We start from the raw sequence: 25,666 nt of genomic DNA on the forward strand, positions 1-25,666 counted from the left end.
GCGGTCCACCCGCACCGACGGGTGGCGCATCGCGGTCGACCGCGACCTGTGCCAGGGCCACGCCACCTGTCAGGGGGAGGCACCCGAGCTGTTCGAGGTGTCCAAGCGGGGCGAGCTGACCATCCTCGACGAGCGGCCGCCCGACGAGGCTCGCGCCGCCGCCGATGCGGCGGTGAAGTACTGCCCAACCCATGCGCTGTCCATCCAAGAGAACCCAATCGAAGAAGACCCGACCCAGGAGGATCCCCAATGACCGCCTACCCCCGTGCTGAGCTCGACGCGATGGTCGAGCATTGGCTTCAGGCCAACCTGGACGCTGAGGCGTCGGGCGACTGGCGCAGCCTGGCCGACTGCTTCACCGAGGATGCCACCTACGGCTGGAACTTCGGTCCCAAGGAGCACTTCATGGCCGTCGGCCGCGACGAGATCCGCGACATTGCGCTGGGCCAGGAGATGGGCGGCCTCGACGGGTGGCAGTATCCGTACGAGGAGCTGATCATCGACGAGACCAAGGGCCACGTCGTCGGGTTCTGGCGCCAGGTGGCCGACGCCACCCGTCCGGACGGATCGACCTACGAGGTGCCCGGCATCGGCGGCAGCTGGTTCATCTACGGCGGTGACCGGCAGTGGGCCTTCCAGCGCGACTGGTTCGACTACGGCAACGCCGCATCGCTGTTTATGGAGATGATGGGCGACGGCACGCTGTCCGACGGCATGCAGGCCCGCCTGGACCGTTCGCTGAAGCCGGGCCAGCTGCCCGGCCACTACCCGATCCGCGACGTGCCGGTCGGCCTGTGGGACCGACCCTCGTGAGCGACCCGCACCTGGGGTTCATCGGGCTGGGCCAGATCGGCACGCCGATGGCGAAGCGCTGGTGCGACCACCCGGGCGGTCTCACCGTGTTTGACGTCGCGAATGCCGCCACCGCGCCCTTCGCCAAGGCGGGGGCGACGGTCGCCGCATCCCCGGCCGAGGTGGCCGAGCGGGCGACGGTGATCTCGCTGATGGTGCGCGACGACGCCCAGGTGCGCTCGGTGCTGTCCGGACCGGACGGCATCCTGTCGACCGCGTCGGCCGGCACGGTGGTGATCATCCACTCGACGGTCGAGGCCGACACCCCGGCCGAGATCGCCGCCCTGTGCGCACCCCACGGGGTGGCTGTGCTCGACGCGCCGGTCAGTGGGGGAGCGATGGGCGCCCACGAGGGCACCCTGGCGCTGATGGTCGGCGGCGACGCCGAGGCGGTGGCGCTGGCCACCCCGGCGCTGGAACGCCTGGGCACGCTCGTGGCCCACCTGGGCCCGATCGGCGCCGGAACCCGGGCCAAGCTGGCCCGTAACCTGATCACGTTCGCCTCCTACGCAGCGGTCGGCGAGGCCTCACGGCTGGCCGAGGCCGCCGGGGTGGATCTGGCCAAGCTTGGCGAGGTGGTGCGCCACTCCGACCGGGTGACCGGCGGGCCCGGGGCGATTATGCTGCGCGGGACCGCTGCGCCGCTGCCTGCGGACGACGGCCTGCGCCCCATCTTCGAACACGCCCGAGGGCTGGGCGAGAAGGATCTCGCCCTGGCGATCGGGCTCGGTGCCGAGCTGGGCGTCGAAACGCCCGTGGCCGAACAGGCCCTCAACCAACTGGGCACCGCCCTCGGCGTGCCCCACAGCGACACCAGCGATGACGGAGACGACCGATGAGCGACGATGGGCAAGCGAACGCCGACGATCGTCGCCAGCGCGGCCTGGCGATGATGAAGGACGTCTACGGGTGGGACATCCCCCACGTGGAGGGCGCGTTTGTCGAGTCTACGGTCGACCACCTCTTCGCCGACGTGTGGACCGAGGGCACGATGACGATCAAGGAACGGCGCCTGATGCTGATCGGCATGGCGGTCGCCGGTGGCATGGAGGACGTCGCATCGCTCCAGCTGGACGCAGCGGTCCGGCTGGGCGAACTGGACGCCGAGGACCTGCGCAGCATCGTGGTGTTCGTTGCGCATTACGCCGGCTGGCCCCGTGGTGCGAAGCTGAACACCGAGGTGGAGAAGATCATCGCCAAGATGGACGACGCGTGAGCGTTGAGCATCGCAGCGGTCCGACCCCTGGAGCCACGCCATGAGCCTCTCGTACAACACCCGGCAGCAGGGGGTCATCCCCCGCATCATCAGCGTCGATGACCACGTCATCGAGCCGCCCGACGTGTGGACCAGCCGTCTGCCCGCCGCCTACGCCGACCGGGCGCCGCGCATCCACATCGCACCGAAGGGTGAGATGACCCTGGTCGAGGGTGCCTGGGTGGAGACCCCGGGTGACGGCGACGAGATGGCGGCCTGGTGGCACTTCGAGGGCCGTCGCTACCAGATCAAGCGCATGGTTGCTTGTCCGGGCATGCCGCCCGAGGAGGTGACGATGGAGGGGGTCACCTACGACGACATCGCCCCTGGCTGTTACGACCCGGTGGCCCGCCTCGCCGACATGGACCTCAACCATGTGGAGGCCAGCCTGTGCTTCCCCAACTATCCCCGGTTTGCCGGTCAGATGTTCTCCGAGATCGAGGACCGCACGCTGGGGCAACTGTGTATCGAGGCCTACAACGACTTCATGGTCGACGAGTGGGCCGGCGGCAGCGGCGGGCGGCTGATCCCGCTGTGCGTCGTGCCGCTGTGGGACCCCGAGCTGGCGGCAGCTGAGATCCGCCGCAACGCCGCCCGGGGCGTGCGGGCGGTGGCGTTCTCCGAGCTGCCGTCGTGGCTTGGCCTGCCCAGCATCCACACCCGGCACTGGGACCCGTTCTTCCAGGCGTGCAACGAGACGAAGACCGTGCTGTGCATGCACATCGGCTCGGGCACCAAGACGGTGACAACGTCGCCCGACGCACCGACGGTGGTGGCCGCCAACCTGATCGCCTGCAACAGCGTCGCATCGATGATCGACTGGCTGTTCTCCGGCGTGTTCGACCGGTTCCCCGACATTCAGTTGCTGTACGCCGAGAGCCAGATCGGCTGGATCCCGTACTTCGTCGAGCGGGCCGACGACACGTGGCTGACCCACCAGTGGGCCCAGGGCGAGGAGCGCTCCGAGCGGCCGCCGTCGGAGTACTACTCCAAGCACATCTCGGCCTGCTTCTTCAAGGACACGGTGGGCATCGACATGCTCGACCAGATCGGCGAGGACAACGTGCTGTTCGAAACCGACTACCCGCACCAGGACGGCACCTTTCCCAACAGCAAGGCGGTGGCCGAGGAGCTGTTTGGGCACCTGCCCCAGCGGACGATCAACAAGATCGCCCGGGGCAACGCCATCAAGCTGCTCGGCCTGGACTTCGAGCCCTGAGCCTCGCCGGGATGGCTGAGCTGAGGCCAGGTCCGTGGACCGGCCGGTCCCACGGCGAGCTGGCCGAGCTGGTGCGCGAGCTGCTGCTGGCCGGTCACCTGATCGACCGGGCGGGCATGCCCCACGTGATCGCCCTCCTGGGGCGCGAGCCGATGTCCGATGTGGCGATCGGGGAGTGGATGGCTGCCAGCCCGATCTACACCAAGCGCATGCAACGGCTGCTCGGCTTCGAGGGCGACACGGTCGAGACGATCTTCAAGGGCATCCAGCTGGACGTCGGTGCGCCGCCGGAGTTCATGGACTTTCGCTTCGTGGTCGACGACGACCACCACGGCAGCTTCCAGCTGGGCCACTGCGGCGCGCTGATGGACGTCGAGCCGATGGGGGACGACTACGTGCAGACGATGTGTCACGACATCGAGGACCCCACCTTCGATGCCACCGCCATCGCCACCAACCCCAGGGCCCGCATGCGTCCGGTGCACCGTCCGCCCCGGGTGCCCACCGACCGGACCCCGCACTGCGAGTGGACCGTCGTGATCGACGAGGCCAACGACGAGCTGCCCGTCCCACCCGGTGCGGTTGCGCTCGCCGCCAGTCAGGCCGCCAACGTGCCGCTGGCCGTGCCCGACCCGTCGCTGCCCGACGACGACGGTTGGGCCGACTACTCGGCGCCGCTCGACGTCGACCTGGTGATGGAGCGGTTCGCCTCGGCCACCCTGGCGGCGATCGCCGACGAGGTGGCGCTCCAGGGGCAGCTGCTGGCCCGGGCCTTCCTCGTCGAGGTGGCCGAACGGGTCGGCGCCGACGACGTGACCACCATCGGCATCGCCCAGGCGGCCGGCATCGCCGGGCTGACCACCAAGCGGCTGGCCGCGACGCTCGGCGCCCCGGCCACCCTCGCCGGGCTGGCCGACGTGCTCGCGGTCCACCCGCTGTTTCTGCCCCGCAGCTACGTCGACCTCGACCTACGCTGCGCCCAGGCCGGCGACCAGCTGCTTATTCGCTTGCGCCCGTGCCCGGCGCTCGACGAGGCGGACGGGCTGTCCTGGGCGGCGCTGCTTGCCGGGCCCGGCGGCGACGCCATCCTGCGGGCAGCGGTCGTGTGCCTGGTGCCGACCGCCCGGCTGGAGCGGGTCGGCGGCGAGACGGCGGCCTGGCATATCACCGACGACCCCGACGGCGAGCCCGCTGAGCAGCCCGACTCGGTCACCCTCACCGAGTTCTCCACCGGCGCCACCTTCGGGTTTGAGCGCCGCCAGGTGGGCGAGTCGGTGACCCCCGTGGCTTCACCGCACCGTCGGTGATTCCTGAGGTGCTGCCCGGGGGGAGGTGACGGCGAGCGGCCTCCTCGGGCCAGCGTGAGACCGCCCGAGCCCGGGGGCTACCTTTCGGCGATGACGATTGATCGTGGCAACGAGCAGAATGCGCCACCCGCTTCGACGCAGATCGTGCGGGCGGTTCGCGAGGGCGGGGCGGCACCGGCGGCGGCGTGGGCGTTTGCCTTTCTGGTCGTCAGGCTCTTTGCCATCTCCGGGTACAACTGGGACACGGCCTTTCTGGTCAGCACCACGCTGGGCCTGGAGGACGGGCTGAGAATCCTGTTCGGGTCGTTCATGACCGCTCGGCTGGTGGTTGCGCCGCTGCTCGTCACACTCCTGCCGCTGTTAATGGCAGCCTTTCTGTGGTCGCCCAAGGGCCGTCGCCCAACGGTGGTGCTGCTGGCCGGCCTGGCGCTGACCACCCTGACGTCGCTGACCCTGAGCTACCGCGCCTGGTGGTTGCTCCCGGCGACCGCAGCGGTGTTCGGCGTTCTGGTGCTCATCCACCGTCGGCAAGCGGGCGCACCGCTGCGGCGGCTCCTGGCTGCAACCATCGAACGCATCGGCTGGGTGGTCGCCATCGGCGCCCTGGGGGTTGCGTTGGCCACGCAGACACCGTGGGTTCCGCGAGAGCGGATCGAGACCACCAACGGCAGGATCACCGGGTATGTCATGAGCGTCGACCCCGGGTACCTCAACGTGCTCACCGACGATCACAACTTCGTGATCGTCCTCACCAGCGACGTCATCAGCCGCGACTGAATCCAGCTGATCGCGCAGCTCGGCAGCCCGACAACGTCAGAGCGGCAGGGTGTGTTGGAGCAGGCCGGTTCCCTCGGTGCGTTCGGCGAGGATCATCATGAACTCGAGGGCATCGATCCGGACGGTCTCGCCACCGGAGCCCGAGGTGAAGGTGCCTCCGGCGGGGCCGGTCAGCTCGAGGGTGAAGGGTTCGTCGAAGTAGCCCGCCCATTCGGCGACGATGTCGGCGATGATGCGTCCGTCGTGCGTGGCGTCGAGGTCCATCGGGTGGCCGGTGGCTGCGGCGATGTCCATGCGGTGCGCCCATACGTCACGGGTGAATCCCATGTCGAACAGGTACGTCAGCGGCTGACGTCCGACCGGTTCGGGCAGGTTGAGCAGCGGCAGGCGACCGATCGGCTTGGGCAGCTTGTTGCGAGCGATCCGGGCCTTCTCGGAGTTGGTGTCCCACTCAGCGATGAGCTCGTCGGTGCTCACATCCGAGCGCTCCCGAACCTGCACCTCGTTCATGCCGTCCCACCAGTGCTTGGCACCGATCTCCCTCACGATGGGCCGACCGGTGCGGACCTGGCGCACAAACTCGCGCGGTGAGATCTGTCCGGCGGCGCCGCCGACGACGTGGGCGGCCATCGCCCGCACGTCCCACCGTTCGCAGTCGGTGGAGGCGATCCAGTCGTCGGGCCCGAGGCTCCGCAGCTGCTCGCCAAACTTGCGATTCTCGACGGCGGTGATTGCCGTCGCCTCGTCGTGGGTGATCCTCGGGATCCTGGTCACGTCGACGCTGGTCTCGGTCGTCATTTTGGTGCCTTCCTCTAGTTGGACTGCTGTGCTGGGCTCTTCCGTTCGATCTGGGCGAGGTACATCTCGACCGCCTGGCGCGAGAGGCGCACCCAGCGGTCGCCGCCGGGATCGTTGGCAACCTGCTGGTGCGTCAGGCCGGACACGATGGCGGTGAACAGGTCGAGGTCGCCGGGTTCGCCGACCCCGGCAGCGGCGAGGCGTTCCTGGCCGATCGCGTAGAACTCTCTTGCGACGGCGTAGGACTGCTCGGACGGCTCGAAGCCGGGGATGGTGCGCTGGAAGAGCAGCTGGTGGCGAACGGTGTCGGCCGCCGAAAATCGGGTGAGCTCCTCGACGAGATCGACGAGCGCCTCGTGGGGGTCGTCGTGCTCGGGCAGCGCCGAGACCGTCTCGATCAGCTGCCTGTTCCCGTCGGCGAACATGGCGTCGTAGAGGGCGAGCTTGGAATCGAAGTAGGCGTACAGCGACGGCTGACGGAGGCCCACCCGGTCGGCGAGGTCCCGCAGCGAGATGGCGGCGAGGCCGTCGCGCCGCGCGAGCGTCCAGGCTTCGGCGACGATCGTGGCCCGCTTGGCCAGGTGGCGTTCTCGGCGCCGGTCGGTCGGTGGGGCGGGAGTGGTCATGGCGTCTTTCGGGGGGGGTGGGTGGGATGGGGCTTGACGGCGTCAGCCTGCGACGAGCAGGCGCTCGTCGTAGGAGTCGGCCAGCGCGTTCAGAGCGGCGGAGGCGTCGCCGTTGAAGGCCGAGCCGTGCATGGTGGCCAGGGTGGTGGCGCCCAGGTCGGCGAGGCGGCGGATCGTCGGGGCGGTCGCAGGCGTCAGGCAGGTGGCGCCGAACATGTCCTCGGCCACTGCGGCCGCAGCAAGCACGTCGTTGTCGACCAGTGGGTCGGCCTCGCCCAGCTGTGTCATCAGGTCGCCGCAGAAGAGGGTGCCGGTGGTCTCGTCGAAGATCAGGCGGGCCTCCCAGCCGTGGGGCACGTGCGGGGTGTCGATGTGGCGCACCCGGTGGCTGCCGAGCTCGATCACCTGGCCGTCCTCGAGGGGTACCGGCGGCCGGTCGGCCATGTCGTTGAGCGACACCATGCAACCGAGGGCGCCGTGGGTGATCTGGGCGCCGGGCGCAGCGGCGAGGAATTGGTTCATCGAGCCGCACTCGTCGGCCTCGATGTGGCCGAAGGCGATCCAGCGCAGGTCCTCGAGCGGCACCAGCGTGCCGACCGCCTCGGACACCAGTGGAAACAGCTGGCGGTGACCGGTGTGAAACAGCATCGGCTGCTCGTCGCGGATCAGGAACTGGTTGAACGTCATGCCTGTGGGCCCGACGTCGGGGATGTAGGTGGAGAGCCGGAACGTGTCCGGTGCGATCTCGTCGACGGCGGTGTGCATGGTGGGCCCCCTCATTCGATGCGGATCGCCCGTCGACCCGCTACCTATCAACGATAGATAAACGATCGCTGATAGGCAATGGGGAATCGTCACAATTGCAGAATTGTGCGGAGACCGTCGTCGATGTCGTCGAGCAAAACCTGAGGTATCCGGCCCGCATGCGCAGCCAGCAACGACCGATCGATCAGTTCCAGCCCGAGCGGTACGGCTACCGAGTCTTTGGGGAGCCCGGTCGCAACAGCCGGGAGCAAGACGTTGCCAGCGATGCCTGCCCGCCCGACCCTCGAGGTCAGCGGAACGACGTGGGTCTGCCAGACGTCAACGGCCAGGACGTCGACCGATGAGACCACGATGCATGGTCGACGCTTGTCGAGTTCGATCCAGTACACGCCGCCGCGGGCTACCACGGCGCCGACCGCTCCATTCGTTCCATCGCCACCCGCGATTCCTCGTCGGTGGGACGCTCGGGCCCTGCCAGCGCTGCGTCGGCCAGCAACTGTTGGCCGAGGCTCAGCGCACCCTGCGCTGCGGCATGGCGGCGGAGCTGATCTGCGACCCACGTCGAGAACGGCACGTCGAGGCTCTCGATGATCGGGGTCACGTCGTCCGGAAGGCTGATCGTCTTATTGGCCATGTACGTAGTGTACATACGTACATGGCCGGATTTACGTCGACTTCATGAGTCTTCGAGTGGCCAGGCTCGCACCCAGTCGAGGAGCAGCTTCTGCGGCAGCGCATCGGCGTCGACCGGGCCGGCATAGGCGCCCATGAACATGTCGAACACGATCACCTCGGGGTGGTCGTCGAAGGGCCAGGTGGGCTCGTCGCCGTCAGGTCGCTCGTGCACGGCGGTCTGTTCGTCGTCGATGAAGAAGCGGATTTCGCCCTCTGCCCACTCGACGGCGTAGGTGTGCCACTCGGTGACGTCGACCGGGGTGGAGGTCGCCCGTCCCCAGTCGGTCAGCGCCTCGATCGCCGCCGGGGGAGTGGAGTGCAGGTTGGACTCGACGTAACCCATCGATTGGGGATCGCCCTTGTTTGCCGTTGTGCGGGCGAAATGCTCCATCACGTCGATCTCGCCAAAGTCGGGCCACTGGTCGTCGTTGACCAGCCAGAACGCCGGCCAGGTGCCCTCGGCATCGGGCAGCTTCATCCGAGCCTCGAACCGTCCGTACTGGAACGACTCCTTGGTCTGGATCATCGCCGAGGTGTACTCGGCGTCCTTGTACTGCTCCTTGTGAGCCTCGATCACCAGGTTGCCGCCCTCGACGCGCACGTTCTTCTCGCGGTCGGTCTGGCGGGAGTCGTGGCGCTTCTCGATGATCGGCTGCCACACGTCCCAATCGACGGACCCAGAGGTGTCGAACTCGTCGGCGAAGAGCGGCTCGGGCTCGGAGGACGCTGCGTCGGTGGTCGACGATCCGGCGGTGTCGTCGTCGGAGCCCCGATTGTCGGATGCCTGGTCGGTGGCCGTTGTGCCACCGCAGGCCGACACCGACATGAGGAGCGCGGCGGCGATGGCGGTCGACCACGCGCGGCCGGTCGAAGCTCTTCTGACGTTCACGGCAACCTCCGGGGTAAAGGGTTCCTCACGCTAGACGTGTGCGCCGACGGCGACCGGGCCGACTCGTTCGACGCTTTCGCCGCTAGTTAGGCTTCCCTAAAGCCGCGTCACCCTCGTGCACGCGGTCGTTTTTCTAGCATGGAACGAGGTTGAACGTGGAGAGATCGAACCGTCGACGTATGCGGACGGCGCTGGTGGGCGTGGCTGCGATGGCGCTGATCGCCGCCGGGTGTGGTGGCGACGATTCCGGCTCGGCTTCGGGCGACGACTCCGGCGTCACGCTGACGATGTACACCGACCAGCACGCCGAGCTGATCGAGGGTCTCACCGCCGCCTACACCGCCGAGACCGGCGTGCGCTTCGACATCCAGAACGGTGCCACCGTCGGCCAGATCGAGGCGGAGGGTGCGGCGTCGCGGGCCGACGTGTTCCTGTCGGAGGACCCTGGGCCGATCGCCCAGCTTGGCGCCGCCAACCTGCTCGAACCGGTCGACAAATCGACCCTCGACCAGGTGCGGCCCGGCCTGAGTTCGAGCGACGGCCTGTGGGTGGCCTACGCGGCCCGCAGCCGCGTTCTGTACTACAACCCGGAAAAGATCGACGAGGCCGACCTGCCAAAGACGCTGGCCGACATCGTCGACCCGCAGTACAAGGGCGAGTTTGCCTGGGCGCCGTCCGGCGCCTTCGTCGCCACCACCCAGTACCTGCTGGCCACCGAGGGCGAGGCCAAGACCACCGAGTTCCTCAAGAAGGTGAAGGCCAACGGCGTCAACGAGCAGAAGAACGGCAACGTGCGGGACACGGTCGAGGCGGGCAAGCACGCCATGGGCCTGTCCAACCACTACTACTGGTGGGTGCTGGCCGACGAGTCGGGCGGGCCGGACACGATGACGTCGAAGATCTACCACTTCCCGACCGAGGACCCCGGCAACCTCATCCTCTCCTCGGGCGCAGGCATCCTCAAGGCGAGCGACCAGATCGACGAGGGCCAGGAGTTCCTCGCCTGGCTGACTTCTCCCGAGGGCGGCCAGAAGCTGATCGCCGACGCCGACATCGACGTGTCCGGCGCCCAGTATCCGGTGGCGAAGGGGATGGACAGCTCGATCGCCGGCAGCCTGGACGATATTGAGTCGCCCAGCTTCGACATGGATGAGCTGGCCAACTCCGACCAGGCCCAGAAGCTGCTGAAGCAGTTGGGAATGTCGAGCGGATGACCCTGCGGGGTCCACGGCTTGGGACGACGGCGATCGCGTGCGGCGCGGTCGCTGTCGCCGCGCTGTCGATCGCCCCGGTCGTCTACCTGTTTGTCACCGGCATCTCCTTTGGGGATCTGGCCGACGAGCTCGGCTACGAGGCCACCACGTCGGCGGCGCTGCAGACGGTTCAGCTGGTGCTGGTCGTCACCGTCCTCACCGTCGTGCTCGGCGTGCTGGCGGCGCTCCTGGTGGCGCGTACGTCCATTGCCTTTCCACGAGCCTGGACCGTGCTGTTGGCCCTCCCGTTGGCGGTGCCCGGTTTCGTCAGCTCCTACGCCGTCTTCGCCGCCGAGTTGGTCTATGCGCCCAGCCTGACCTGGGTGACCAGCTTCTTCGGTGCGTCGCTGGTGCTGGCGCTCAGCCTGTACCCCTACGTGTTTCTGCCGTGCGTCGTGGCGCTGCGCACGGTCGATCCCGCCCAAGAGGAGATGGTGGCCAACCTGAGACCTCGCTGGACCAGCCGGTTCTGGCACGTGACGCTGCCCGCGTTGCGGCCGGCGCTGGCAGCCGGCGTTTTGATCGTGGCCCTGCACGTGCTCGCCGAATACGGGGCGATGGTGCAGCTGGGACGCAGCACGCTGACCACCAAGGTGATGGCCGAAATGCTGGACTACGGCGACTACCAGTCCGCCCGCTCGCTGTCGCTGCTGCTCGCCGGTCTGTCGATACTCGTCCTCTTCGGCACCCGGCTGATCTCGCGCTCCGGCACCGCACTGCACGGCGCACGAGGCCTCGACCGCCCGCCGGCGCGACTCCAGCTCGGGCGTTGGCACCTGCCCGTCATGGTGGTGGCACTGAGCGTGCCCCTGCTCGCGCTCGGCCCGACGCTGGTGATGACCGCCCGCGGGCTGACCAACACCGGTCGGACGGTGACGACCGACTGGGGGCAGGTCGGCAGCGCCCTGGGGAGCACGGCCGGCTACGCGCTGGCGGCGGCGGCGATCGCCACCGCGGTCGCCTTTCCGGTCAGCTGGTGGGTAGGGCGCCGTCCATCGCTGCGATCGGTGCTCACCGAGCGAGCGGTGTGGGTGGCCCATGCCATCCCCAGCGCCATCCTGGCCCTGGCCCTCGTCTACCTGGCCACCCGCCTAGCGCCATCGCTGTACAAGATGCCGGTCGTGCTCGTCGCCGCCTACGTCATCCTGTTTCTGCCGCTGGCCGTCGGCTACCAGCGGGTGGGCCTGGAGGCGTCCCGGCAGCTCTACGACGACGTCGCCGCCTCGTTGGGGTCCCGCCCGGCAAGGACCTTCGCCCGGGTCACCCTGCCGCTGGCGCTACCCGGGTTCGTCGCCGGGGCGATCCTCGTCGGCCTCGACGCCAGCAAGGAGCTGACGACGACGCTGATGCTGATCCCGTTCAACAGCCAGACCCTGTCGACCCAGCTGTGGGCGACGACCAACGGCGAGGCGCTCGACTTCACCGCGGCGGCGCCCTACGCCGCCATGCTCGTGTTGCTCGGCGCGGTGCCGGTGGCTCTGCTCGTCCGCAATGCGCTTCGCAGCGCCGATCCGACCCGGGCCGATTCGGCGCGTGGTGCCCCGGTCCGGGTTGACCCGATCCTGGCCGAAGCGGGGGCGATCACGTGGTCGGTCGACGACGACGTCGATACGATGACCGACCCGTGCTGAGCGTCCGCGACCTGTCCAAGACCTTCCCGGCGCGTCGGGGCGACGCCACCGTCGCCCTCGACCGGGCCAGCCTCGAGGTAGAGTCCGGCAGCTTCGCCACCGTGCTGGGCCCGTCCGGGTCGGGCAAGACCACGCTGCTGCGCTGCATCGCCGGGTTTGAGAACCCCAGCGATGGCGTGATCACCCTGGCCGGTCGTACGCTCAACTCGCCGACGACCGCCCCCGTGCGGCCCCACTCCCGGGGCATCGGCATCGTCCCCCAGGAAGGTGCGCTGTTCCCGCACCTCAGCGTCGCCCGCAACATCGCCTTCGGGCTGACCGGCACGTCCCGCTCGGCCCGTCGCGATCGGGTCGACGAGCTGCTCGACCTCATCGGCCTGACCGGGTTGGGCGACCGCAAGCCACACCAGCTGTCCGGTGGTCAGCAGCAGCGGGTGGCGCTGGCCCGGGCGCTCGCCCCCGAGCCCAAGCTGATCCTGCTCGACGAACCGTTCTCGGCCCTCGACGCCAAGCTGCGCGTCGAGCTGCGCGAGGAGGTCCATCACCTACTGCGGCGTGTCGGTGCCACCGCCATGTTGGTCACCCACGACCAGTCCGAGGCGCTGGCGATGGCCGACCACCTGATCGTGATCCGCGACGGTCGCATCGTGGCCGCCGACGACCCGCGCGACGTCTACGACCGCCCGCCCGACCTGGACACCGGCCGGTTTCTCGGCGACGCCACCGTGCTTCCCGGCCAAGCCCTGAACACGCCGACGGGTGCCGAGGTGGACTGCGCGCTCGGTCGCCTGAGCGTCGACGCCTGGCACGGCGCCGAAGGCCCCTGCCAGGTGCTGATCCGGCCGGAGGAACTCAGCGTCGAACAGACGGCGGCGCCTGACGAACCCGGCGCGATCGGGGTGGTCGAGGCGCTGTCCTACCACGGGGCCGACCTGCGGCTGCACGTCGCGTTGGACGAACTGCCGGTCAACCTGACCGTGCGGGTCCCCGGCCGCTGCCGCTATGCAGCAGGGGATCGGGTGCGCATCACGACGGCGCACCCGGTGTGCACGTTTCCCGCCGAGGCAAGCTGACCCGGGATGGAGCTGTCGCTGCTGGCGATCACAGCGATGTCGCTGCTGGGGGTCTTCGCCGGGTGGCTCGGCTCGATCGTTGGGATCGGCGGCGGGCTGATCATCGTGCCGGTGCTCGTGTTGGGGTTTGGCTTCGACATCCGGGTGGCGGTCGCCACCTCGCTGGTCGCGGTCGTGGCCACCTCCACCGCTGCGGGCAGCAGTTATGTGGGGCGGGGCCTGGCCAACATGCGCCTGGGGATGACCCTCGAGGTGGCGACGACGATCGGCGGGATCATGGGTGGCCTGATCGCAGTGCTCGTCTCACCGTCGCTGCTCTCCGGGCTGTTCGCCGTGTTGATGCTGGCGACGGCGCTGACCGTCGTGCGGGGCGGACGCAAGCCGGAGCGCGTTGACGCGGAAGCGAGCGATTCCGAACCGGATGCCGAGCCGATCGGGTGGGAGGAACCGGGCACGCTCGCCGGTGCCTACTACGACGAACATCGTGGTGAGCTGGTGCGCTACGGGGCGAACCGCCTGGCGCTCGGCGCCGCCGCCTCGCTGGTGGCGGGCACCGTGTCGGGCATGCTCGGCGTGGGTGGCGGGTTCATGAAGGTGCCGGCGATGACCGAGGGCATGGGGGTGCCGATCAAGGTGGCGGCCGCCACGTCCAACTTCATGATCGGTGTCACCGCGGTAGCCAGCCTGTTCATCTACTTCGCCCGGGGCTACGTCGAGCCCTACGCAGCGGCGCCGGTGGCGCTGGGCGTCGTCGGCGGCGCACTGATCGGGGCGGCGACCTCGTCGAGGGTGTCGCCGACGGTGCTGCGGAGGCTGTTGGTTGCGGTGCTGGTGTTGGTGTCAGTGCAGATGGCGTTGAAGGCATTTGGGGTGGACGTTGGCCGCTGACCCGCTGTCGATGTCGGCCGCCTCCCAGGAGGTGATCCACCGCGATCAGCGGGCGGTGCAGCTGCTGTTGCGCGTGGGGCTGGGCCTTGCGGTGGCGCTGATGGCCATCGGCCTGGGGTTGAAGGTGGCGTCCGGGTCGCACCGGTCGTCGGGCATCGAGCTGTTTGCGCTGACCTCGGGGTCGACCGCCGACCTGGTGATGGCCCTTGGGGTGCTCGTGCTCGCGGCGACGCCGCTGTTTCGGGTTCTCGCCCTCGTCGTGCTGTGGACCCGCGAGCGCGACTGGCGCTTCGTCGTCGTGGCACTGCTGGTCGTCGTCACCCTCAGCATGGCCATCGTCGTCGGCCATGGCTGAGCGCACGGGGTTCGGCCGGAGGGTTAGGCGCGCCTTCGGCCCCGCCGCTGGACCAGCAACATGATGAGCGCGCCGACGACGGCGGTGACGATCAGCACGACGACCAACGGTGCACTGACCGTCACGAAGAAGATGTTCACCTCAACCGACTGGCTGTTGGCGAGGACGAACCACACCAACAGAATGAGAAGGACCGCCGGGGGGCCGTACTGCTTGAGCAGCGCCATCCCGTCCGACTTGGGCTTCCCTGCGGTACCCGGTCCGGGTTGATTGGTGCTCATCGAATGCCTCCTGGTGCGCCACGATGGGGCCGACGCAGACGGTAGCCGCGGGAGGCTGCGCAGGTGCGACCATCTGAGGCATGAGACGACCAGGAATGACGGTGACGGGGGCGCACGCGGTGATCACCGGTGGATCGAGCGGCATCGGCGAGGCAACGGCGCTGGCACTGGCCCGCCGGGGCGCCCGCGTCACGCTGCTCGCCAGGGATCCCGACCGACTTCGGGCTGCCGCCGACCGGATCGAGGCGGCGCTGGGCGGCGCCGCCCCGGTCAGCCCCGTCTCGGTCGGCCCCGTCTCGGTAGGCACTGTGTCGGTCGATGTTGCCGACCGGGAAGCGGTCGTCGACGGATTTGGGGGAATCGTCGCCGAGCGGGGAGAGGTCGATGTGCTGGTCACGTCGGCGGGCATCACCCGGCCCGGCCGGTTCACCGAGCTGAGCGACGAGGTGTTCACCTCGATGATCGACGTCGACTACTACGGCACCCTGTGGCCGATCCGGGCGGTGGTGCCGTCGATGATCCGGCGGGGGAGCGGGTCGATCGTTGCGGTCTCCTCGGCGGCCGCGATCGTCGGCATCTACGGCTACTCGGCTTACGGCGCCGCCAAGTTTGCCGTGCGCGGGTTGACCGAATCGCTGCGCACCGAGTTGGCACCCCACGGGGTGAACGTTGCCTGCGCCTACCCGGCCGACGTCGACACCCCGATGCTCGCCGAGGAGGAACAGTTCAAGCCGGCCGAGACAGCGGCGATCGCCGGATCGATCCAACCGGTGCAGCCCGAACGAGTAGCGGCCGCCATCGTCGCCGGTATCGAGCGAGGTCGCCCCGAGATCTATGCCGATGCTCAAAGCCGCGCGCTGGCCAGGACCGTCGCAACCGTTCCGGGAGTGTTTCGTGCGGTCTTCGATCGCCGGGTTCGTTCGGTCGGCCCGCACGTTAGGTAGGCGCCGTCCGCTCGGGGGAGTTCAATCAACAATCATTGTTGGGCAGCATGCTTGGCTGTTCAGCAATGCAGTGTTAACTTGCCAACCATGAGGTCGCCGGAAGCAATGACGACGCTGTTTCGCAGCACGGGGCGCAAGGTCACCCCGCAACGCCAGCGCATCTTCCACGTCCTGCACGGCAACGAACGTCATCCGACAGCGGAGGGCGTCTACGCCGACATCATCGGTGACATGCCCACGGTGTCCTTGCGCACCGTGTACCAAACACTGGCGGAGCTGACCGAGCTGGGGGAGATCAACAAGATCGACCTGGGCACCGGGTCGGCTCGTTTCGATCCCAACGTCGAGGCCCACCATCACCTGGTGTGCGACGACTGCGGTGCCATTCGGGACGTCACTGCCAACACAACCGAGATTCGTGTACCAACCCGTCAGCGGGGTGGCTTTCGGGTCGAGGAAACCGAGGTGGTCTTTCGAGGCCGGTGCCGCGACTGCCTCGCCACACAACGCACCGGAGAGTGAGGGACCAGCTATGGCAGAACTCAAGGGATCACAGACCGAATCCAACCTGAAGGAGGCGTTCGCCGGGGAATCCCAGGCCAACCGCCGCTACCTGTACTTCGCCCAGAAGGCCGACATCGAGGGCTACCCCGACGTCGCCGCTCTGTTCCGCTCGGTTGCCGAAGGTGAGACCGGTCACGCGTTCGGTCACTTCGACTTCCTCGCCGAGACCGGCGACCCCGCCACCGGCGAGCCGGTCGGCAGCACCGAGGACAACCTGCGCTCGGCGATCGCCGGCGAGACCTATGAGTACACCGAGATGTACCCCGGCTTCGCCAAGACTGCACGCGACGAGGGCTTCGAAGAGGTTGCCGAGTGGCTCGAGACCTTGGCACGCGCCGAGAAGAGCCACGCCGGCCGCTTTGGCAAGGGCCTCGAGAACGTCAGCTGACGTTTGGGGCCTCGCCCCTCACAACCGGGACGCCGCACGGGTCCCTCTCGAACACATGATTCACGCGGACCGCGATCGACTCAGTCGGTCGCGGTCTGGTGTTTCACGGTCGGTTCTGCCTTCCCTCCCATTCGACCAAAGCCAACCCACTCCAACACCAACTCCCGATAGGAGCATCACATGAGCAGGTCCCTCTCATTGGACGACATCGTCGACAACGCCGCCTACGAGGACGAGCGCGACGAGTTCCGCACCAGGATCATCGCCCTCAAGAAGCTGCGGCGCGTTGGTGTCGGCGAGTTCATCACGCTGATGTTTGAAAACCGCGACACGATGCGCTTTCAGATCCAGGAAATGGCCCGGGTGGAGCGCATGGAGACCGACGCGCAGATCATCGAGGAACTGGAGACCTATAACCCGCTCATCCCCCAGCCGGGCAACCTGTCGGCCACCCTGTTCGTCGAGTTGACCAACGATGAGGACCTGCGCACCTGGCTGCCCAAGCTGGTCGGCATCGAGCGCTCGATCGAGCTGCGCCTGTCCGACGGGTCGGTCATCGTCGACACGCCCGAGGCCGAACACGAGGCCCAGCTGACCCGCGAGGAGATCACCGCCTCGGTCCACTACATCGGCTTCGAGCTGACCCCCGCCCAGGTCGAGACGTTTGCCTCCGGCCCGGTGGAGTTGGCGGTCAACCACCCCGAGTACCAGGCGTCGGTGAACCTGGGCGAGGGCACCGCGGCTGAGCTGATCGCCGACCTGCGGCAGGACTGAGCGGCCGGCACCGCCGGTCCGGGGCGGTCCGGTTGGGGCAGAACCCAGGGTGGGCCCCGAGTGTCTGGTGCGTTTCTGTCATCAAATTGCCGACCGGTCGACCTTATTTCGTAAGAAATTTTGAGCTGGTCGTTACGGGACCGTAATGTTCTGACCATGCAGAGTTGGCAACGCAGCGCCTCGTGTGCAGGCCTCGAATCGAGCATCTTCTACCCTCCCTCCGACGAGGAAGCGGGACGGGCCAAGGCGGTGTGCGCGGAGTGCCCGGTGCGTCAGGACTGCCTTGAGTTCGCCATCACCGTCCGCGAGAAAGAGGGCGTGTGGGGCGGTGCCACCGCTGTGGAACGTCAGCGCTTGGTGCGCCGCAGGCGGCGCGAGCGCCGTGCGGCCCTCGCCTCAACAGGCTGAGCCCTGCGCTACCGGGGAAGCCCGCCTCAGCCGGTCGAGTCCACCTGGGGGCGATCCCCGGCTGCCCCGGTCTCGACCACCGCCGTCGCACGATCCCGGGCCTGCAGTTCCCGGCACAGCTGGACCGTGATGCGCCCAGTGATCGGCGGCAGCACAAACAGCAGGATCCGCAGGCTCCAGATCACGGCGTTGACCGACAGGCCAAAGGTGATCGAGATCACGTCGGAGCTTCCGGCGACCAGCAGGACGCCGAGGAAGGTCAGCCCGCCCACGCCGATCCCGGTGCGGCGGGGATTGTCGCGGGGCCGCTCGAGCACGTGGTGCGCCTCGCCGTCGCCGAACTTGCGGGCCTCGATCCAGGGCCACAGGTAGATCAGCGTGAACACCGCCCCGATCAGCAGCACGCCGGGGAAGAACACGTTGGCCACCGTGAAGCCGCCGAGGCGGATCTCCCAGTTGGGGAACAGCCTGAGCGCCCCGTCCGGCCAGCCCATGTACCAGTCGGGCTGGGACGCCGACGACACGTTGGCCACCCGGAAGGGCCCGTAGTTCCAGATGGCGTTGATCTGTGCGACGCCGCCCAGCAGTGCGAGGAGGGCGGCGGTGAGGAAGAACAGCCCGACCGCCTTGGCGGCATAGGTGGGCCAGAGGCGCTGGCCGACCACGTTGTCCTCGCGCTCCCGCTTGCCCGGGAAGTGGGTGTGCTTGGCGCGGATCAGCAACGCCAGGTGCACGCCGATCAGCCCGGCGAGCAGGGCCGGTATCAACAGCACGTGGGCGACGAACAGGCGCTGGAGGGTGTCGGGTCCCGGGTAGGGGCCCCCGAACGCCAGCGACGACAGCCAGGTGCCGCCGACCGGGATGGAGAGGATCATCGAGTTGGCGATGCGCAGCCCGACCGCCGACAGCTGGTCGTCGAGCAGCGAATAGCCGGCGAAACCGTTGACCATGCCCAGCAGCAGCATGGTGACGCCGACCACCCAGTTGATCTCCCGGGGCTTGCGAAATGCGCCGGTGAAGAAGATACGGGCCATGTGTACGACGATCGCCGCCACGAAGATCAGCGCCGCCCAGTGATGGATCTGGCGCATCACCAGGCCGGCACGCACGTCGAAGCTGAGCGAGATCGCCGACCTGTACGCCGCCGACATCTCGACGCCCTGCAGCTTCTCGAAGCTGCCGTTGTACACGACGCTCTGAAACGACGGCTCGTAGAAGAACGACAGCCACGTGCCGGTGAGCAACAGCACGACGAAGCTGTACAGCGCCACCTCGCCGAACAGGAACGACCAGTGGTCGGGGAACACCTTGTCGAGCAGCTTTTTGGTGTACTTCGCCCCGCCGAGCCGCTCGTCGAACCAGGTGAGCAGCCGCACGGTGAGCACGGGCTTTGGGGCGCTCACGAGTCGCGGTCCTGGGTCCAGAAGCCGGGCCCGACCGGCCGTTCAAAGTCGCCCTCGGCCACGAGATATCCCTCGTCGTCCATGCCGATCGGCAGCTGGGGCAGGTCCCGGGGGGCCGGGCCGAAGATCACTTTGCAGCCCTTGGTGACATCGAACGTGCTCTGGTGGCATGGGCAGAACAACAGGCCCTGGTTGGACTCGTACAGGCCGACCGGGCAACCAGCGTGGGTGCAGATCTTGGAGAACGCCACCAGGGTGCCCAGCCCGTAGCCCTCCCGACTGGTCTGGGGGCCGAGCTGTTCGGCGGTCAGGCGGATCAACAGGGTGGGCGAGTTGGCATCGTCGAGGTGGCCCTCGGGCATGACGGTCAGCACACCGGACGTGGCGATGTCGCCGGGCTTCACCGGCTGGCCCTCGGGAGTGACCAGCCGCACGCCCTTGGCCATCGGAGTGGTGGTCAGCCCCTGACCCGGACGCGGGCCCAGCGACCGCAAGGGAAACAGCACGGCGACGCCGAACGCAGCGGCCACCCCGCCGAGCATGCGCACCAGGATCTTGCGTCGGCCCACGTCCTCCTCGGCGAGCTCCAGGTCGTCCTCCAGGGCTTCGAGCTCCTCGGGCGGTGAGGCGAGCGGCTCGCGGTACTCCTCGACCTCCTCGGCGGGCAGAAAGCGGTGCGCCCACGACACCAGGCCGATGCCGATGCCGGCCAGCGCCAGCGCCAAAAAGATCCCCTCCGCCTGCGGTTGCCCCCCGATGGCGTACACCCAGGCCAGCGCAATCGAGGCGACGATCGCCATCGAGAAGGCCATGACCGGCACCGTGACCCGGCCTCCGATGATCAGGTGGGCGTCCTCGGCCCGGGGAACGAGCGTCGGATCGACCGCCTCGTCGCCATCGACCGCCGCGTCGCCGTCGGTGGGCATGTCGCCGTTGGCGGTGCTGCCCGTGGAGCTGTGGTCCGGGTGATCGCTCACTGCTCGCCCCGATCATCGCCGGACTTGGCGTGCCTTGGTTTACGGGTAATCCAGCGCATGGCGCCGAACAGCACGGTGGTCAGCGCCACCCAGGCGACGAACCCCTCGGGCACCGGCCCGACCGCTCCCAGATCGAAGCCGCCCCGGCCCTCGCGGTCGTTCAGCGTGAGGGCATAGGCGGCGATGTTGTCGGCCTCCGAGCGGGAGAGGGTGTCGGGGCCGAACACGGGCATCTGCCCGGGGCCGGTGCGCATCGCCTCGACCAGTTCGGTCGCCGATGCGTCCCACAGCGTCGGAGCGGCCCGGCCCTGGCTGAGCGCACCGCCCGAACCAGCGGCGTTGTGGCAGGCCGCACAGTTGGCCCGGAACAACTCGCCGCCCAGGGCCAGGTCCGGGTTGCTGACGTCGACCTCGGGGATCGCCGGCCCGGGGCCGCCGGGACCGACGAGCGTGCCGACGTAGGCGACCAGCGCCTCGATCTCGTCGTCGGGATAGGCGGTGGGCTTGCGAACCGCCTGGGCGTTCGGGCTGGCGAGGGGCATGCGGCCCGTGCGGATCTGGAAGTCGGCCGACGCCTCACCGACCCCGTACAGGCTTGGCGCCTTCACCCCGCCCTCGAGCGTGCGCCCCTTGGCGTCAACCCCGTGGCAGGTGGCGCAGCCGGTGACGAACAGGTCGCGGCCGGCCTTCACCAGCGCATCGTCGGCAGTCCCTGCCGTCGGAAGGGCTGAGGCAGGGAGTGGGGCATTCGGCGGTGCGACGGCACCGACCCCGCCGGTCAGCGCGAACACCGCCGCCACCATCGTTGCCCCGAGCGCGAGCTGGGCCCAGACACGCCGTGGCACCGTCGTCAGCCGATCACGTAGACGGTGAGAAAGACGGCCACCCACACCACGTCGACGAAGTGCCAGTACCAGTCGGTGGCCAGGCGAAAGCCGGGCGTGTCGGTTTCGGTGCGGAGCGCCGTCAGGTAGAACACCAGCAGTCCCAGGCCCAACACGACGTGCAGGCCGTGGAAGCCGGTGAGCAGGTAGTAGATGCTGCCGTACGCGCCGCCGCTGTCCATCGTGAAGCCGTTGTCCAGGTACTCGACGGTCTGGTTGGCCATGAAGGCAATGCCGAGGGCCAGCGTGAGTCCGCCCCAGCCGATGGCCGCCCTCATCTGGCGACGCTCGGCGGCGCGGTGGCTGAGGATCATCGTGCCCGACGATGCAACGAGCAACACCGTGAAGATGGCGGTACGCCACACCTCCAGCCCGATTCCGGCCGGCGGCCACGGGTCGTTGGCGGAGCGAAGGGTGAACCAGGCGGCGAAGAGGCCGGAGAAGAACATCACCTCCGAGCCCAGCCACACGGCCATGCCCACGGCAGCCGGGGTGGGTCGGCGAATGGTCGGTTTAACGCCGATGTCAGCCGATGCCGTTGTGAAGTCCGGGGCGAGATCCGCCATGGCAAGCAACATAGTGCGATGCTGAATCGGCGTCGATGAAAATCAAATTCAAATGTGTCGAATCGGTCAGATTTTGCCGTCGCTTGTGGTTCAATGGCAGCAATGCGGTACTGGTGCGGTTCGATCTCCGGCTCCGGTGGCTTCGGCTGGCTGCCCGCGCTGGCGGTGATTGCTGCCGCCGCGTGGTATGGCGCCTCGGCGCTGTTGCTGCATCGGCGGGGTGGCTCCTGGCCGTTGGGCAGGATGATCTGGGCGGGTATTGGCGTTGCGGTTGCCGTTGCGGTCACCCAGGGACCGGTCGAAGGCCTGGCGATGCAGCGCTTCAGCTTTCATTCCGTTCAGCACGTGGCGCTGGGCATGTTCGTCCCGCTGTGCATCGTTGCCGCCGCGCCGCTCACGCTGGCCCTGCGGACGTCCAAGCCATCGACCCGGCGCCGCCTGCGCAACATATCCGGATCGGCGCCGGTGCGGATCGTGTCGCACCCGGCGGTGACGCTGCCGATCTACCTGGCGACGATGGTCGCCGTGTTCTTTACCCCGGTGTTCCCGGCGATGATGAACTCCCACGTCGCCCACCAGGCGTTCAACGCCCATCTGTTGGTGGCGGGCACGATGTTCGCCTGGCCGCTGGTTGGCGCCGACCCCAGCCCGCATCGCATCGCCTACCCGGCCCGCATGGGCCTGGTGTTCCTGTCGTTGCCGCTGCACAGCGTCGGCATCATGGCGCTGCTGAGCGCCAGCACGCTGGTGGGCGGGGCGGCGGCCCAGCGCGCCGCCGGGATCGGTGGGTTCGACGCGCTGGCCGACCAGCGGATGGGCGCCAGCCTGATGTGGGTGCTGGGCGAGGTGGTCGGCATCACCGCCGTCGGCCTGGCCGCCCGGCGATGGTTCGTCGCCGATCGTTCGGCCACCCGTGCCCGACTTCGACGCGGCCCGTTCGGCTCGGCGTCGGCGAACGAGGGCCGCATCCCAGCGCTGCGCGGCGGAGCGGCGACGTGAGCTCGCAGCGACCGGCCGTTCGGCGTTGGCGGCGCGTCGTCCCGGTCGGCGCGCTGGCGTTCGGTGTCGCTGCGCTCGCTGCCGGGTGTGGCAACGCCGGCATGCCCGAACCGGTCAGCACCCAGGGCGACTCGACCCTCACGTTGTGGTGGGTGTTTATCATCGCCGCCGCCATCATCGGCGGGCTGACGATGTTCCTCATCCTGTTCGCGTCCCTCAAGTTTCGTCGCCGGTCCGACGAGCTGCCCTCCCAGCAGCAGTACCACGTGCCGCTCGAGGTGATCTACACCGCCATCCCGGTGCTGGTGGTCATCGGGCTGTTCGCCGTCTCCGTCGTGACCCAGGTGGACGTCAACGCATTGAGCGACGACCCCGACGTCGTCGTCGATGTCATCGGCTACCAGTGGCAGTGGGAGTTCCGCTACCCGGACGAGGGTGCCCGCTCCACCGTCGCCGGCCAGGATCCCGCCGTCCTCGTGTTGCCGGTCGACTCGACGGTGCGTTTCAACCTCACCACGCGCGACGTCAACCATTCCTTCTGGGTGCCCGAGCTGTTGGAGAAGCGCGACCTGATCCAACGGGTCGACAACTCGATCGAGGTCAACCTCAACCGGAAGGGCGAGTTCAAGGGACGTTGCGCCGAGTTCTGTGGGCTCGATCACTGGCGCATGTCGTTCGTCATGAAGGTGGTGTCCCGGGACGACTACGAGGCCTGGATCGCACAACACCAGGAGGACGATCCTGCGCTCAGCGTCGGATCGAACGGCGGATCGACCAACAGCGAACAGGGTGGCTGACATGACACTGCTCGATGATGCGATCGTCCCGCCGCCCGAACCGCCCTCGCAGGTGGCCCGCGCTGGCGAGCGGCCGCAACCTCAGCCGTCGGGGTGGCTGAAGTGGCTGACGTCGACCGATCACAAGGTGATCGGCCTCAGCTACATCGTCACCTCGTTCGCGTTCTTTCTCATCGCCGGCCTGCTCGCCGGCGTGATGCGCGGCCAGTTGGCCCAGCCGGAGCTCACGCTGGTGTCCAACGACGCGTACAACCAGATCTTCACCATGCACGGCAGCCTGATGCTGTTCCTCTTCATCGGGCCGTTTGCCTTTGGTCTGGCCAACTACATGGTGCCGCTGCAGATCGGCGCCGACGACATGGCTTTTCCGCGGCTCAACCTGTTCAGCTACTGGCTGTTTCTCGGCGGCGGCCTGACGATGATGTCGGGCTTTCTCACCGCCGGCGGCGCGGCGGCGTTCGGCTGGTTCGGCTACACCCCGCTGAGCAGCGGCATCTACTCGCCGGGACTCGGCGGTGACGTCTGGCTGGCCGGGGTGGCGCTGGTCGGCTTCTCCGGCATTCTGACCGCGGTCAACGTGCTCGCCACCGTGATCGCCATGCGACATCCGGACATGGGCATGTTTCAAATGCCGATCTTCACCTGGAACATGGTGGTCACCAGCGTGGCGGTGCTGTTGGCCTTCCCGGTGCTGACCGCAGCGGTGGTCATGCTGTTCGCCGAGCGCCACTTTGGTGCCCACGTGTTCGACCCGACCGCCGGGGGAGTGCCGCTGTTGTGGCAGCACCTGTTCTGGTTCTTCGGTCACCCCGAGGTCTACATCGTGGTCCTGCCGTACTTCGGCGTGATCACCGAGACGATTCCGGTGTTCTCCCGACGACCCTTGTTCGGGTACATCGGGTTGGTGTTCGCCACGCTGGCGATCGCCGGGTTGTCGGTCGGCGTGTGGGCGCACCACATGTTTGCCACCGGGGCGGTGCTGCTGCCGTTCTTCAGCGCGGTCAGCCTGCTGATCGCCGTGCCCACCGGCGTGAAGATGTTCAACTGGATCGGCACGATGTGGGGCGGGCAGATCAGCTTCAAGACGCCCATGCTGTTTTCCGTCGGGTTTCTGGTGTCGTTTCTGATGGGTGGCGTCACCGGCGTGATGCTGGCCTCGCCGGCGATCGACTTCCACGTCACCGACAGCTACTTCGTCGTCGCCCACTTCCACTACGTGCTGATCGGCGGGTCGGTGTTCGGGGTGTTCGCCGCCATCTACTACTGGTTTCCCAAGTGGACCGGCCGGATGCTCAGCGAGACACTGGGCAAGTGGCACTTCTGGCTGTTCTTCATCGGCTTCCACATGACCTTCCTGGTCCAGCACATGCTCGGCCTGGCCGGCATGCCCCGGCGGGTGGCCAGCTACGAGGCAACCGACGGGTTTACGACGCTGAACGTCATCTCATCGGTGGGCTATCTCTTTCAATTCGCGTCGATCAGCTTTTTGCTGTGGAACGTCTGGCGGTCCTGGCGCCACGGCGACGTCGCCGGCGACGACCCGTGGGAGGGCTACACGCTGGAGTGGGCGACCACGTCGCCGCCCCCGCCGCACAACTTCGACGGACCACTTCCGCCGATCACCAGCGAGCGGCCCGTGTTCGACCAGCGCCATCGCGAGCTGGCCAAGGCGGCCGAGCACCGGTCGGTCATCCCCGGCGCCCTCGGGGCGGTCGGCCTGGTCGACGACGTCGAGGCGCCCGGCGATGCGACCAGCGGGGACGGAACATGAGCGAGGCTCGCGCCGACCGTGTGGTGCCATTCGAGTTCCGGACGTTTGCCGGCATCAGCGCCTTCTTCGTGGTGCTCGGCACGATCTACGTGTTCACGTCCTTCGAACCCGCCGGAACCACGATGCTGTTTTCGTGTGCCGGGCTGGGCGCGCTGGGCATGTGGGTGTCTCGGCGCAACCGCCCTGGCGACGTCGAGGTCGACGCCAAGACGGTTGCCGAACCCAGCCACGCGGTGGAGTCGTCGCTGTGGCCGTTGACCCTCGGCCTGGGGCTTTTGCTGGTCGCCAACGGGTTTGTTCTCGGCCTGTGGCTGCTGGTGCCCGGTGCTGCGCTCGTGCTGCGCGGCCTGGTCGGCGTGTTCACGGAGCGTCCCTCACCGACCCGCTAAGCAGAACCTACGCGGAGATCACGCCATCGCCAGCCGGCGCCGTCGATCAGCAGCTCGGGGTCGCCGGTCCACAACGTCGCATCGAGCGACAGGGCGGTAGCCGCCACAAAGACATCCGCGTAGGCCATGGGATGGTCGGCTTTGATCCGCCCCGCCTG

At 68.2% G+C, this 25,666-nt stretch carries 33 protein-coding genes; 21 read left to right on the plus strand and 12 right to left on the minus strand.

Features of this window, described 5'->3' with window-relative positions:
• The first annotated feature begins 28 nt into the window (after nt 1-28).
• From PKD89_RS19980 to PKD89_RS15540, 7 genes are all read left to right on the plus strand, one after another.
• Nucleotides 29-253: a ferredoxin gene (locus tag PKD89_RS19980; RefSeq protein ID WP_425591256.1), complete on the plus strand. Its 225-nt coding sequence runs from the start codon at nt 29-31 to the stop codon at nt 251-253.
• Nucleotides 250-813 carry a nuclear transport factor 2 family protein gene (locus PKD89_RS15515; protein WP_289012626.1) on the plus strand — a complete coding sequence of 188 codons (564 nt, stop codon included), beginning with the start codon at nt 250-252 and terminating at the stop codon, nt 811-813. The genes PKD89_RS19980 and PKD89_RS15515 overlap by 4 nt, the downstream gene beginning before the upstream one ends.
• Nucleotides 810-1,691: an NAD(P)-dependent oxidoreductase gene (locus tag PKD89_RS15520; RefSeq protein WP_289012625.1), complete on the plus strand. Its 882-nt coding sequence runs from the start codon at nt 810-812 to the stop codon at nt 1,689-1,691. The genes PKD89_RS15515 and PKD89_RS15520 overlap by 4 nt, the downstream gene beginning before the upstream one ends.
• On the plus strand, nt 1,688-2,068 hold the full coding sequence (locus PKD89_RS15525) for a carboxymuconolactone decarboxylase family protein (protein ID WP_287392309.1): 381 nt from the start codon (nt 1,688-1,690) through the stop codon (nt 2,066-2,068). Before PKD89_RS15520 ends, PKD89_RS15525 begins: the two co-directional genes overlap by 4 nt.
• 40 nt (nt 2,069-2,108) lie before the next feature.
• Nucleotides 2,109-3,326: an amidohydrolase family protein gene (locus PKD89_RS15530; protein WP_324332525.1), complete on the plus strand. Its 1,218-nt coding sequence runs from the start codon at nt 2,109-2,111 to the stop codon at nt 3,324-3,326.
• Between the two features lie 11 nt (nt 3,327-3,337).
• Nucleotides 3,338-4,633 (plus strand): hypothetical protein, encoded by a 1,296-nt coding sequence (locus tag PKD89_RS15535; RefSeq protein ID WP_289012623.1) that lies wholly within the window; start codon nt 3,338-3,340, stop codon nt 4,631-4,633.
• A gap of 90 nt (nt 4,634-4,723) precedes the next feature.
• Nucleotides 4,724-5,410, plus strand: a complete 687-nt coding sequence (locus PKD89_RS15540; RefSeq protein ID WP_289012622.1) for a hypothetical protein — start codon at nt 4,724-4,726, stop codon at nt 5,408-5,410.
• Between the two features lie 36 nt (nt 5,411-5,446).
• Here PKD89_RS15540 and PKD89_RS15545 read toward each other — a convergent pair whose 3' ends face one another.
• From PKD89_RS15545 to PKD89_RS15570, 6 genes are all read right to left on the minus strand, one after another.
• Nucleotides 5,447-6,208, minus strand: coding sequence for a maleylpyruvate isomerase family mycothiol-dependent enzyme (locus PKD89_RS15545; RefSeq protein WP_289012621.1), 762 nt, complete (start codon nt 6,206-6,208; stop codon nt 5,447-5,449).
• A gap of 14 nt (nt 6,209-6,222) precedes the next feature.
• A complete protein-coding gene (locus tag PKD89_RS15550) occupies nt 6,223-6,834 on the minus strand; it encodes a TetR/AcrR family transcriptional regulator (protein ID WP_287392288.1) in 612 nt (203 codons plus the stop codon).
• A 42-nt stretch (nt 6,835-6,876) separates the two neighbouring features.
• Nucleotides 6,877-7,599, minus strand: a complete 723-nt coding sequence (locus tag PKD89_RS15555; protein ID WP_287392284.1) for an MBL fold metallo-hydrolase — start codon at nt 7,597-7,599, stop codon at nt 6,877-6,879.
• Nucleotides 7,600-7,688: 89 nt separating this feature from the next.
• Nucleotides 7,689-8,006 (minus strand): type II toxin-antitoxin system PemK/MazF family toxin, encoded by a 318-nt coding sequence (locus PKD89_RS15560; protein ID WP_324332526.1) that lies wholly within the window; start codon nt 8,004-8,006, stop codon nt 7,689-7,691.
• Nucleotides 8,000-8,233: a hypothetical protein gene (locus tag PKD89_RS15565; protein WP_287392282.1), complete on the minus strand. Its 234-nt coding sequence runs from the start codon at nt 8,231-8,233 to the stop codon at nt 8,000-8,002. The genes PKD89_RS15560 and PKD89_RS15565 overlap by 7 nt, the downstream gene beginning before the upstream one ends.
• Before the next feature lie 42 nt (nt 8,234-8,275).
• Nucleotides 8,276-9,163 (minus strand): glycoside hydrolase family 16 protein, encoded by an 888-nt coding sequence (locus PKD89_RS15570; RefSeq protein WP_287392280.1) that lies wholly within the window; start codon nt 9,161-9,163, stop codon nt 8,276-8,278.
• 155 nt (nt 9,164-9,318) lie between these two features.
• On the opposite strand from PKD89_RS15570, the gene PKD89_RS15575 reads away from it, so the two are divergent.
• From PKD89_RS15575 to PKD89_RS15595, 5 genes are read left to right on the plus strand one after another with little or no spacing between them, the layout of a single operon-like run.
• On the plus strand, nt 9,319-10,377 hold the full coding sequence (locus tag PKD89_RS15575; RefSeq protein WP_289012618.1) for an extracellular solute-binding protein: 1,059 nt from the start codon (nt 9,319-9,321) through the stop codon (nt 10,375-10,377).
• Nucleotides 10,374-12,047, plus strand: a complete 1,674-nt coding sequence (locus tag PKD89_RS15580) for an ABC transporter permease (RefSeq protein ID WP_287392276.1) — start codon at nt 10,374-10,376, stop codon at nt 12,045-12,047. The genes PKD89_RS15575 and PKD89_RS15580 overlap by 4 nt, the downstream gene beginning before the upstream one ends.
• A complete protein-coding gene (locus PKD89_RS15585; RefSeq protein WP_287392273.1) occupies nt 12,041-13,120 on the plus strand; it encodes an ABC transporter ATP-binding protein in 1,080 nt (359 codons plus the stop codon). The genes PKD89_RS15580 and PKD89_RS15585 overlap by 7 nt, the downstream gene beginning before the upstream one ends.
• A gap of 6 nt (nt 13,121-13,126) precedes the next feature.
• Nucleotides 13,127-14,008 carry a sulfite exporter TauE/SafE family protein gene (locus tag PKD89_RS15590; RefSeq protein WP_287392271.1) on the plus strand — a complete coding sequence of 294 codons (882 nt, stop codon included), beginning with the start codon at nt 13,127-13,129 and terminating at the stop codon, nt 14,006-14,008.
• Nucleotides 13,998-14,363 carry a DUF1634 domain-containing protein gene (locus tag PKD89_RS15595; RefSeq protein ID WP_289012617.1) on the plus strand — a complete coding sequence of 122 codons (366 nt, stop codon included), beginning with the start codon at nt 13,998-14,000 and terminating at the stop codon, nt 14,361-14,363. Before PKD89_RS15590 ends, PKD89_RS15595 begins: the two co-directional genes overlap by 11 nt.
• 23 nt (nt 14,364-14,386) lie before the next feature.
• Here the strand turns inward: PKD89_RS15595 and PKD89_RS15600 are convergent, their stop codons facing one another.
• Nucleotides 14,387-14,644 carry a lipopolysaccharide assembly protein LapA domain-containing protein gene (locus PKD89_RS15600; protein WP_289012616.1) on the minus strand — a complete coding sequence of 86 codons (258 nt, stop codon included), beginning with the start codon at nt 14,642-14,644 and terminating at the stop codon, nt 14,387-14,389.
• An 80-nt stretch (nt 14,645-14,724) separates the two neighbouring features.
• Here PKD89_RS15600 and PKD89_RS15605 point away from each other — a divergent pair, with 80 nt between their 5' ends.
• The 5 genes from PKD89_RS15605 (at nt 14,725) to PKD89_RS15625 (ending at nt 17,722) form a co-directional block, all read left to right on the plus strand.
• Nucleotides 14,725-15,588, plus strand: a complete 864-nt coding sequence (locus PKD89_RS15605; RefSeq protein WP_289012615.1) for an SDR family oxidoreductase — start codon at nt 14,725-14,727, stop codon at nt 15,586-15,588.
• 87 nt (nt 15,589-15,675) lie between these two features.
• On the plus strand, nt 15,676-16,110 hold the full coding sequence (locus tag PKD89_RS15610) for a Fur family transcriptional regulator (RefSeq protein WP_289012614.1): 435 nt from the start codon (nt 15,676-15,678) through the stop codon (nt 16,108-16,110).
• 10 nt (nt 16,111-16,120) lie between these two features.
• Nucleotides 16,121-16,540 (plus strand): rubrerythrin family protein, encoded by a 420-nt coding sequence (locus PKD89_RS15615; RefSeq protein WP_287392260.1) that lies wholly within the window; start codon nt 16,121-16,123, stop codon nt 16,538-16,540.
• A 180-nt stretch (nt 16,541-16,720) separates the two neighbouring features.
• A complete protein-coding gene (locus PKD89_RS15620) occupies nt 16,721-17,314 on the plus strand; it encodes a DUF3501 family protein (RefSeq protein ID WP_287392257.1) in 594 nt (197 codons plus the stop codon).
• 156 nt (nt 17,315-17,470) lie between these two features.
• Nucleotides 17,471-17,722, plus strand: coding sequence for a WhiB family transcriptional regulator (locus PKD89_RS15625; RefSeq protein ID WP_287378753.1), 252 nt, complete (start codon nt 17,471-17,473; stop codon nt 17,720-17,722).
• 26 nt (nt 17,723-17,748) lie between these two features.
• Here PKD89_RS15625 and PKD89_RS15630 read toward each other — a convergent pair whose 3' ends face one another.
• From PKD89_RS15630 to PKD89_RS15645, 4 genes are read right to left on the minus strand one after another with little or no spacing between them, the layout of a single operon-like run.
• The gene (locus PKD89_RS15630; RefSeq protein ID WP_289012613.1) at nt 17,749-19,125 is read right to left on the minus strand and encodes a cytochrome b; all 1,377 of its coding nucleotides are present in this window, start codon (nt 19,123-19,125) and stop codon (nt 17,749-17,751) included.
• Entirely contained in the window at nt 19,122-20,102 is a 981-nt protein-coding gene (locus tag PKD89_RS15635) for a ubiquinol-cytochrome c reductase iron-sulfur subunit (protein WP_287392252.1), read from the minus strand. The genes PKD89_RS15630 and PKD89_RS15635 overlap by 4 nt, the downstream gene beginning before the upstream one ends.
• Nucleotides 20,099-20,947 carry a c-type cytochrome gene (locus PKD89_RS15640; protein WP_287392249.1) on the minus strand — a complete coding sequence of 283 codons (849 nt, stop codon included), beginning with the start codon at nt 20,945-20,947 and terminating at the stop codon, nt 20,099-20,101. The genes PKD89_RS15635 and PKD89_RS15640 overlap by 4 nt, the downstream gene beginning before the upstream one ends.
• A gap of 5 nt (nt 20,948-20,952) precedes the next feature.
• Nucleotides 20,953-21,552 (minus strand): cytochrome c oxidase subunit 3, encoded by a 600-nt coding sequence (locus tag PKD89_RS15645; protein ID WP_289012612.1) that lies wholly within the window; start codon nt 21,550-21,552, stop codon nt 20,953-20,955.
• Nucleotides 21,553-21,645: 93 nt separating this feature from the next.
• Between PKD89_RS15645 and PKD89_RS15650 the strand changes: the two genes are divergently transcribed.
• Genes PKD89_RS15650 through PKD89_RS15665 form a run of 4 tightly spaced genes read left to right on the plus strand, consistent with a single transcriptional unit; the run spans nt 21,646 to nt 25,508 of the window.
• Complete coding sequence (locus PKD89_RS15650; protein ID WP_289012611.1) at nt 21,646-22,551, plus strand: cytochrome c oxidase assembly protein; 906 nt, start codon at nt 21,646-21,648, stop codon at nt 22,549-22,551.
• Nucleotides 22,548-23,348, plus strand: coding sequence for a cytochrome c oxidase subunit II (gene coxB, locus PKD89_RS15655; protein WP_289012610.1), 801 nt, complete (start codon nt 22,548-22,550; stop codon nt 23,346-23,348). The genes PKD89_RS15650 and coxB overlap by 4 nt, the downstream gene beginning before the upstream one ends.
• A gap of 1 nt (nt 23,349) precedes the next feature.
• Nucleotides 23,350-25,119 (plus strand): cytochrome c oxidase subunit I, encoded by a 1,770-nt coding sequence (ctaD, locus tag PKD89_RS15660; RefSeq protein WP_289012609.1) that lies wholly within the window; start codon nt 23,350-23,352, stop codon nt 25,117-25,119.
• A complete protein-coding gene (locus PKD89_RS15665) occupies nt 25,116-25,508 on the plus strand; it encodes a cytochrome c oxidase subunit 4 (protein ID WP_287378797.1) in 393 nt (130 codons plus the stop codon). The genes ctaD and PKD89_RS15665 overlap by 4 nt, the downstream gene beginning before the upstream one ends.
• Here the strand turns inward: PKD89_RS15665 and PKD89_RS15670 are convergent.
• Complete coding sequence (locus PKD89_RS15670; protein WP_289012608.1) at nt 25,505-25,636, minus strand: PIN domain-containing protein; 132 nt, start codon at nt 25,634-25,636, stop codon at nt 25,505-25,507. The two genes, PKD89_RS15665 and PKD89_RS15670, sit on opposite strands and share 4 nt — an antisense overlap.
• Nucleotides 25,637-25,666: the final 30 nt, after the last annotated feature.

This window comes from Candidatus Neomicrothrix sp. (assembly GCF_035329545.1).
Lineage (GTDB): Bacteria > Actinomycetota > Acidimicrobiia > Acidimicrobiales > Microtrichaceae > Microthrix > Microthrix subdominans.

Bases quoted from the DNA above. Each gene is read 5' to 3' on its own strand.
- PKD89_RS15665 (WP_287378797.1), top strand. From the start codon at position 25,116: ATGAGCGAGGCTCGCGCCGACCGTGTGGTGCCATTCGAGTTCCGGACG.
- PKD89_RS15625 (WP_287378753.1), top strand. From the start codon at position 17,471: ATGCAGAGTTGGCAACGCAGCGCCTCGTGTGCAGGCCTCGAATCGAGC.
- PKD89_RS15615 (WP_287392260.1), top strand. From the start codon at position 16,121: ATGGCAGAACTCAAGGGATCACAGACCGAATCCAACCTGAAGGAGGCG.
- PKD89_RS15620 (WP_287392257.1), top strand. From the start codon at position 16,721: ATGAGCAGGTCCCTCTCATTGGACGACATCGTCGACAACGCCGCCTAC.
- PKD89_RS15600 (WP_289012616.1), bottom strand. From the start codon at position 14,644: ATGAGCACCAATCAACCCGGACCGGGTACCGCAGGGAAGCCCAAGTCG.
- PKD89_RS15590 (WP_287392271.1), top strand. From the start codon at position 13,127: ATGGAGCTGTCGCTGCTGGCGATCACAGCGATGTCGCTGCTGGGGGTC.
- PKD89_RS15645 (WP_289012612.1), bottom strand. From the start codon at position 21,552: ATGGCGGATCTCGCCCCGGACTTCACAACGGCATCGGCTGACATCGGC.
- PKD89_RS15565 (WP_287392282.1), bottom strand. From the start codon at position 8,233: ATGGCCAATAAGACGATCAGCCTTCCGGACGACGTGACCCCGATCATC.
- PKD89_RS15670 (WP_289012608.1), bottom strand. From the start codon at position 25,636: ATGGCCTACGCGGATGTCTTTGTGGCGGCTACCGCCCTGTCGCTCGAT.
- PKD89_RS15535 (WP_289012623.1), top strand. From the start codon at position 3,338: ATGGCTGAGCTGAGGCCAGGTCCGTGGACCGGCCGGTCCCACGGCGAG.
- PKD89_RS15610 (WP_289012614.1), top strand. From the start codon at position 15,676: ATGAGGTCGCCGGAAGCAATGACGACGCTGTTTCGCAGCACGGGGCGC.
- PKD89_RS15545 (WP_289012621.1), bottom strand. From the start codon at position 6,208: ATGACGACCGAGACCAGCGTCGACGTGACCAGGATCCCGAGGATCACC.
- PKD89_RS15650 (WP_289012611.1), top strand. From the start codon at position 21,646: ATGGCAGCAATGCGGTACTGGTGCGGTTCGATCTCCGGCTCCGGTGGC.
- PKD89_RS15555 (WP_287392284.1), bottom strand. From the start codon at position 7,599: ATGCACACCGCCGTCGACGAGATCGCACCGGACACGTTCCGGCTCTCC.
- PKD89_RS15530 (WP_324332525.1), top strand. From the start codon at position 2,109: ATGAGCCTCTCGTACAACACCCGGCAGCAGGGGGTCATCCCCCGCATC.
- ctaD (WP_289012609.1), top strand. From the start codon at position 23,350: ATGACACTGCTCGATGATGCGATCGTCCCGCCGCCCGAACCGCCCTCG.
- PKD89_RS15605 (WP_289012615.1), top strand. From the start codon at position 14,725: ATGAGACGACCAGGAATGACGGTGACGGGGGCGCACGCGGTGATCACC.
- PKD89_RS15550 (WP_287392288.1), bottom strand. From the start codon at position 6,834: ATGACCACTCCCGCCCCACCGACCGACCGGCGCCGAGAACGCCACCTG.
- PKD89_RS15515 (WP_289012626.1), top strand. From the start codon at position 250: ATGACCGCCTACCCCCGTGCTGAGCTCGACGCGATGGTCGAGCATTGG.
- PKD89_RS15580 (WP_287392276.1), top strand. From the start codon at position 10,374: ATGACCCTGCGGGGTCCACGGCTTGGGACGACGGCGATCGCGTGCGGC.
- PKD89_RS15525 (WP_287392309.1), top strand. From the start codon at position 1,688: ATGAGCGACGATGGGCAAGCGAACGCCGACGATCGTCGCCAGCGCGGC.
- PKD89_RS15540 (WP_289012622.1), top strand. From the start codon at position 4,724: ATGACGATTGATCGTGGCAACGAGCAGAATGCGCCACCCGCTTCGACG.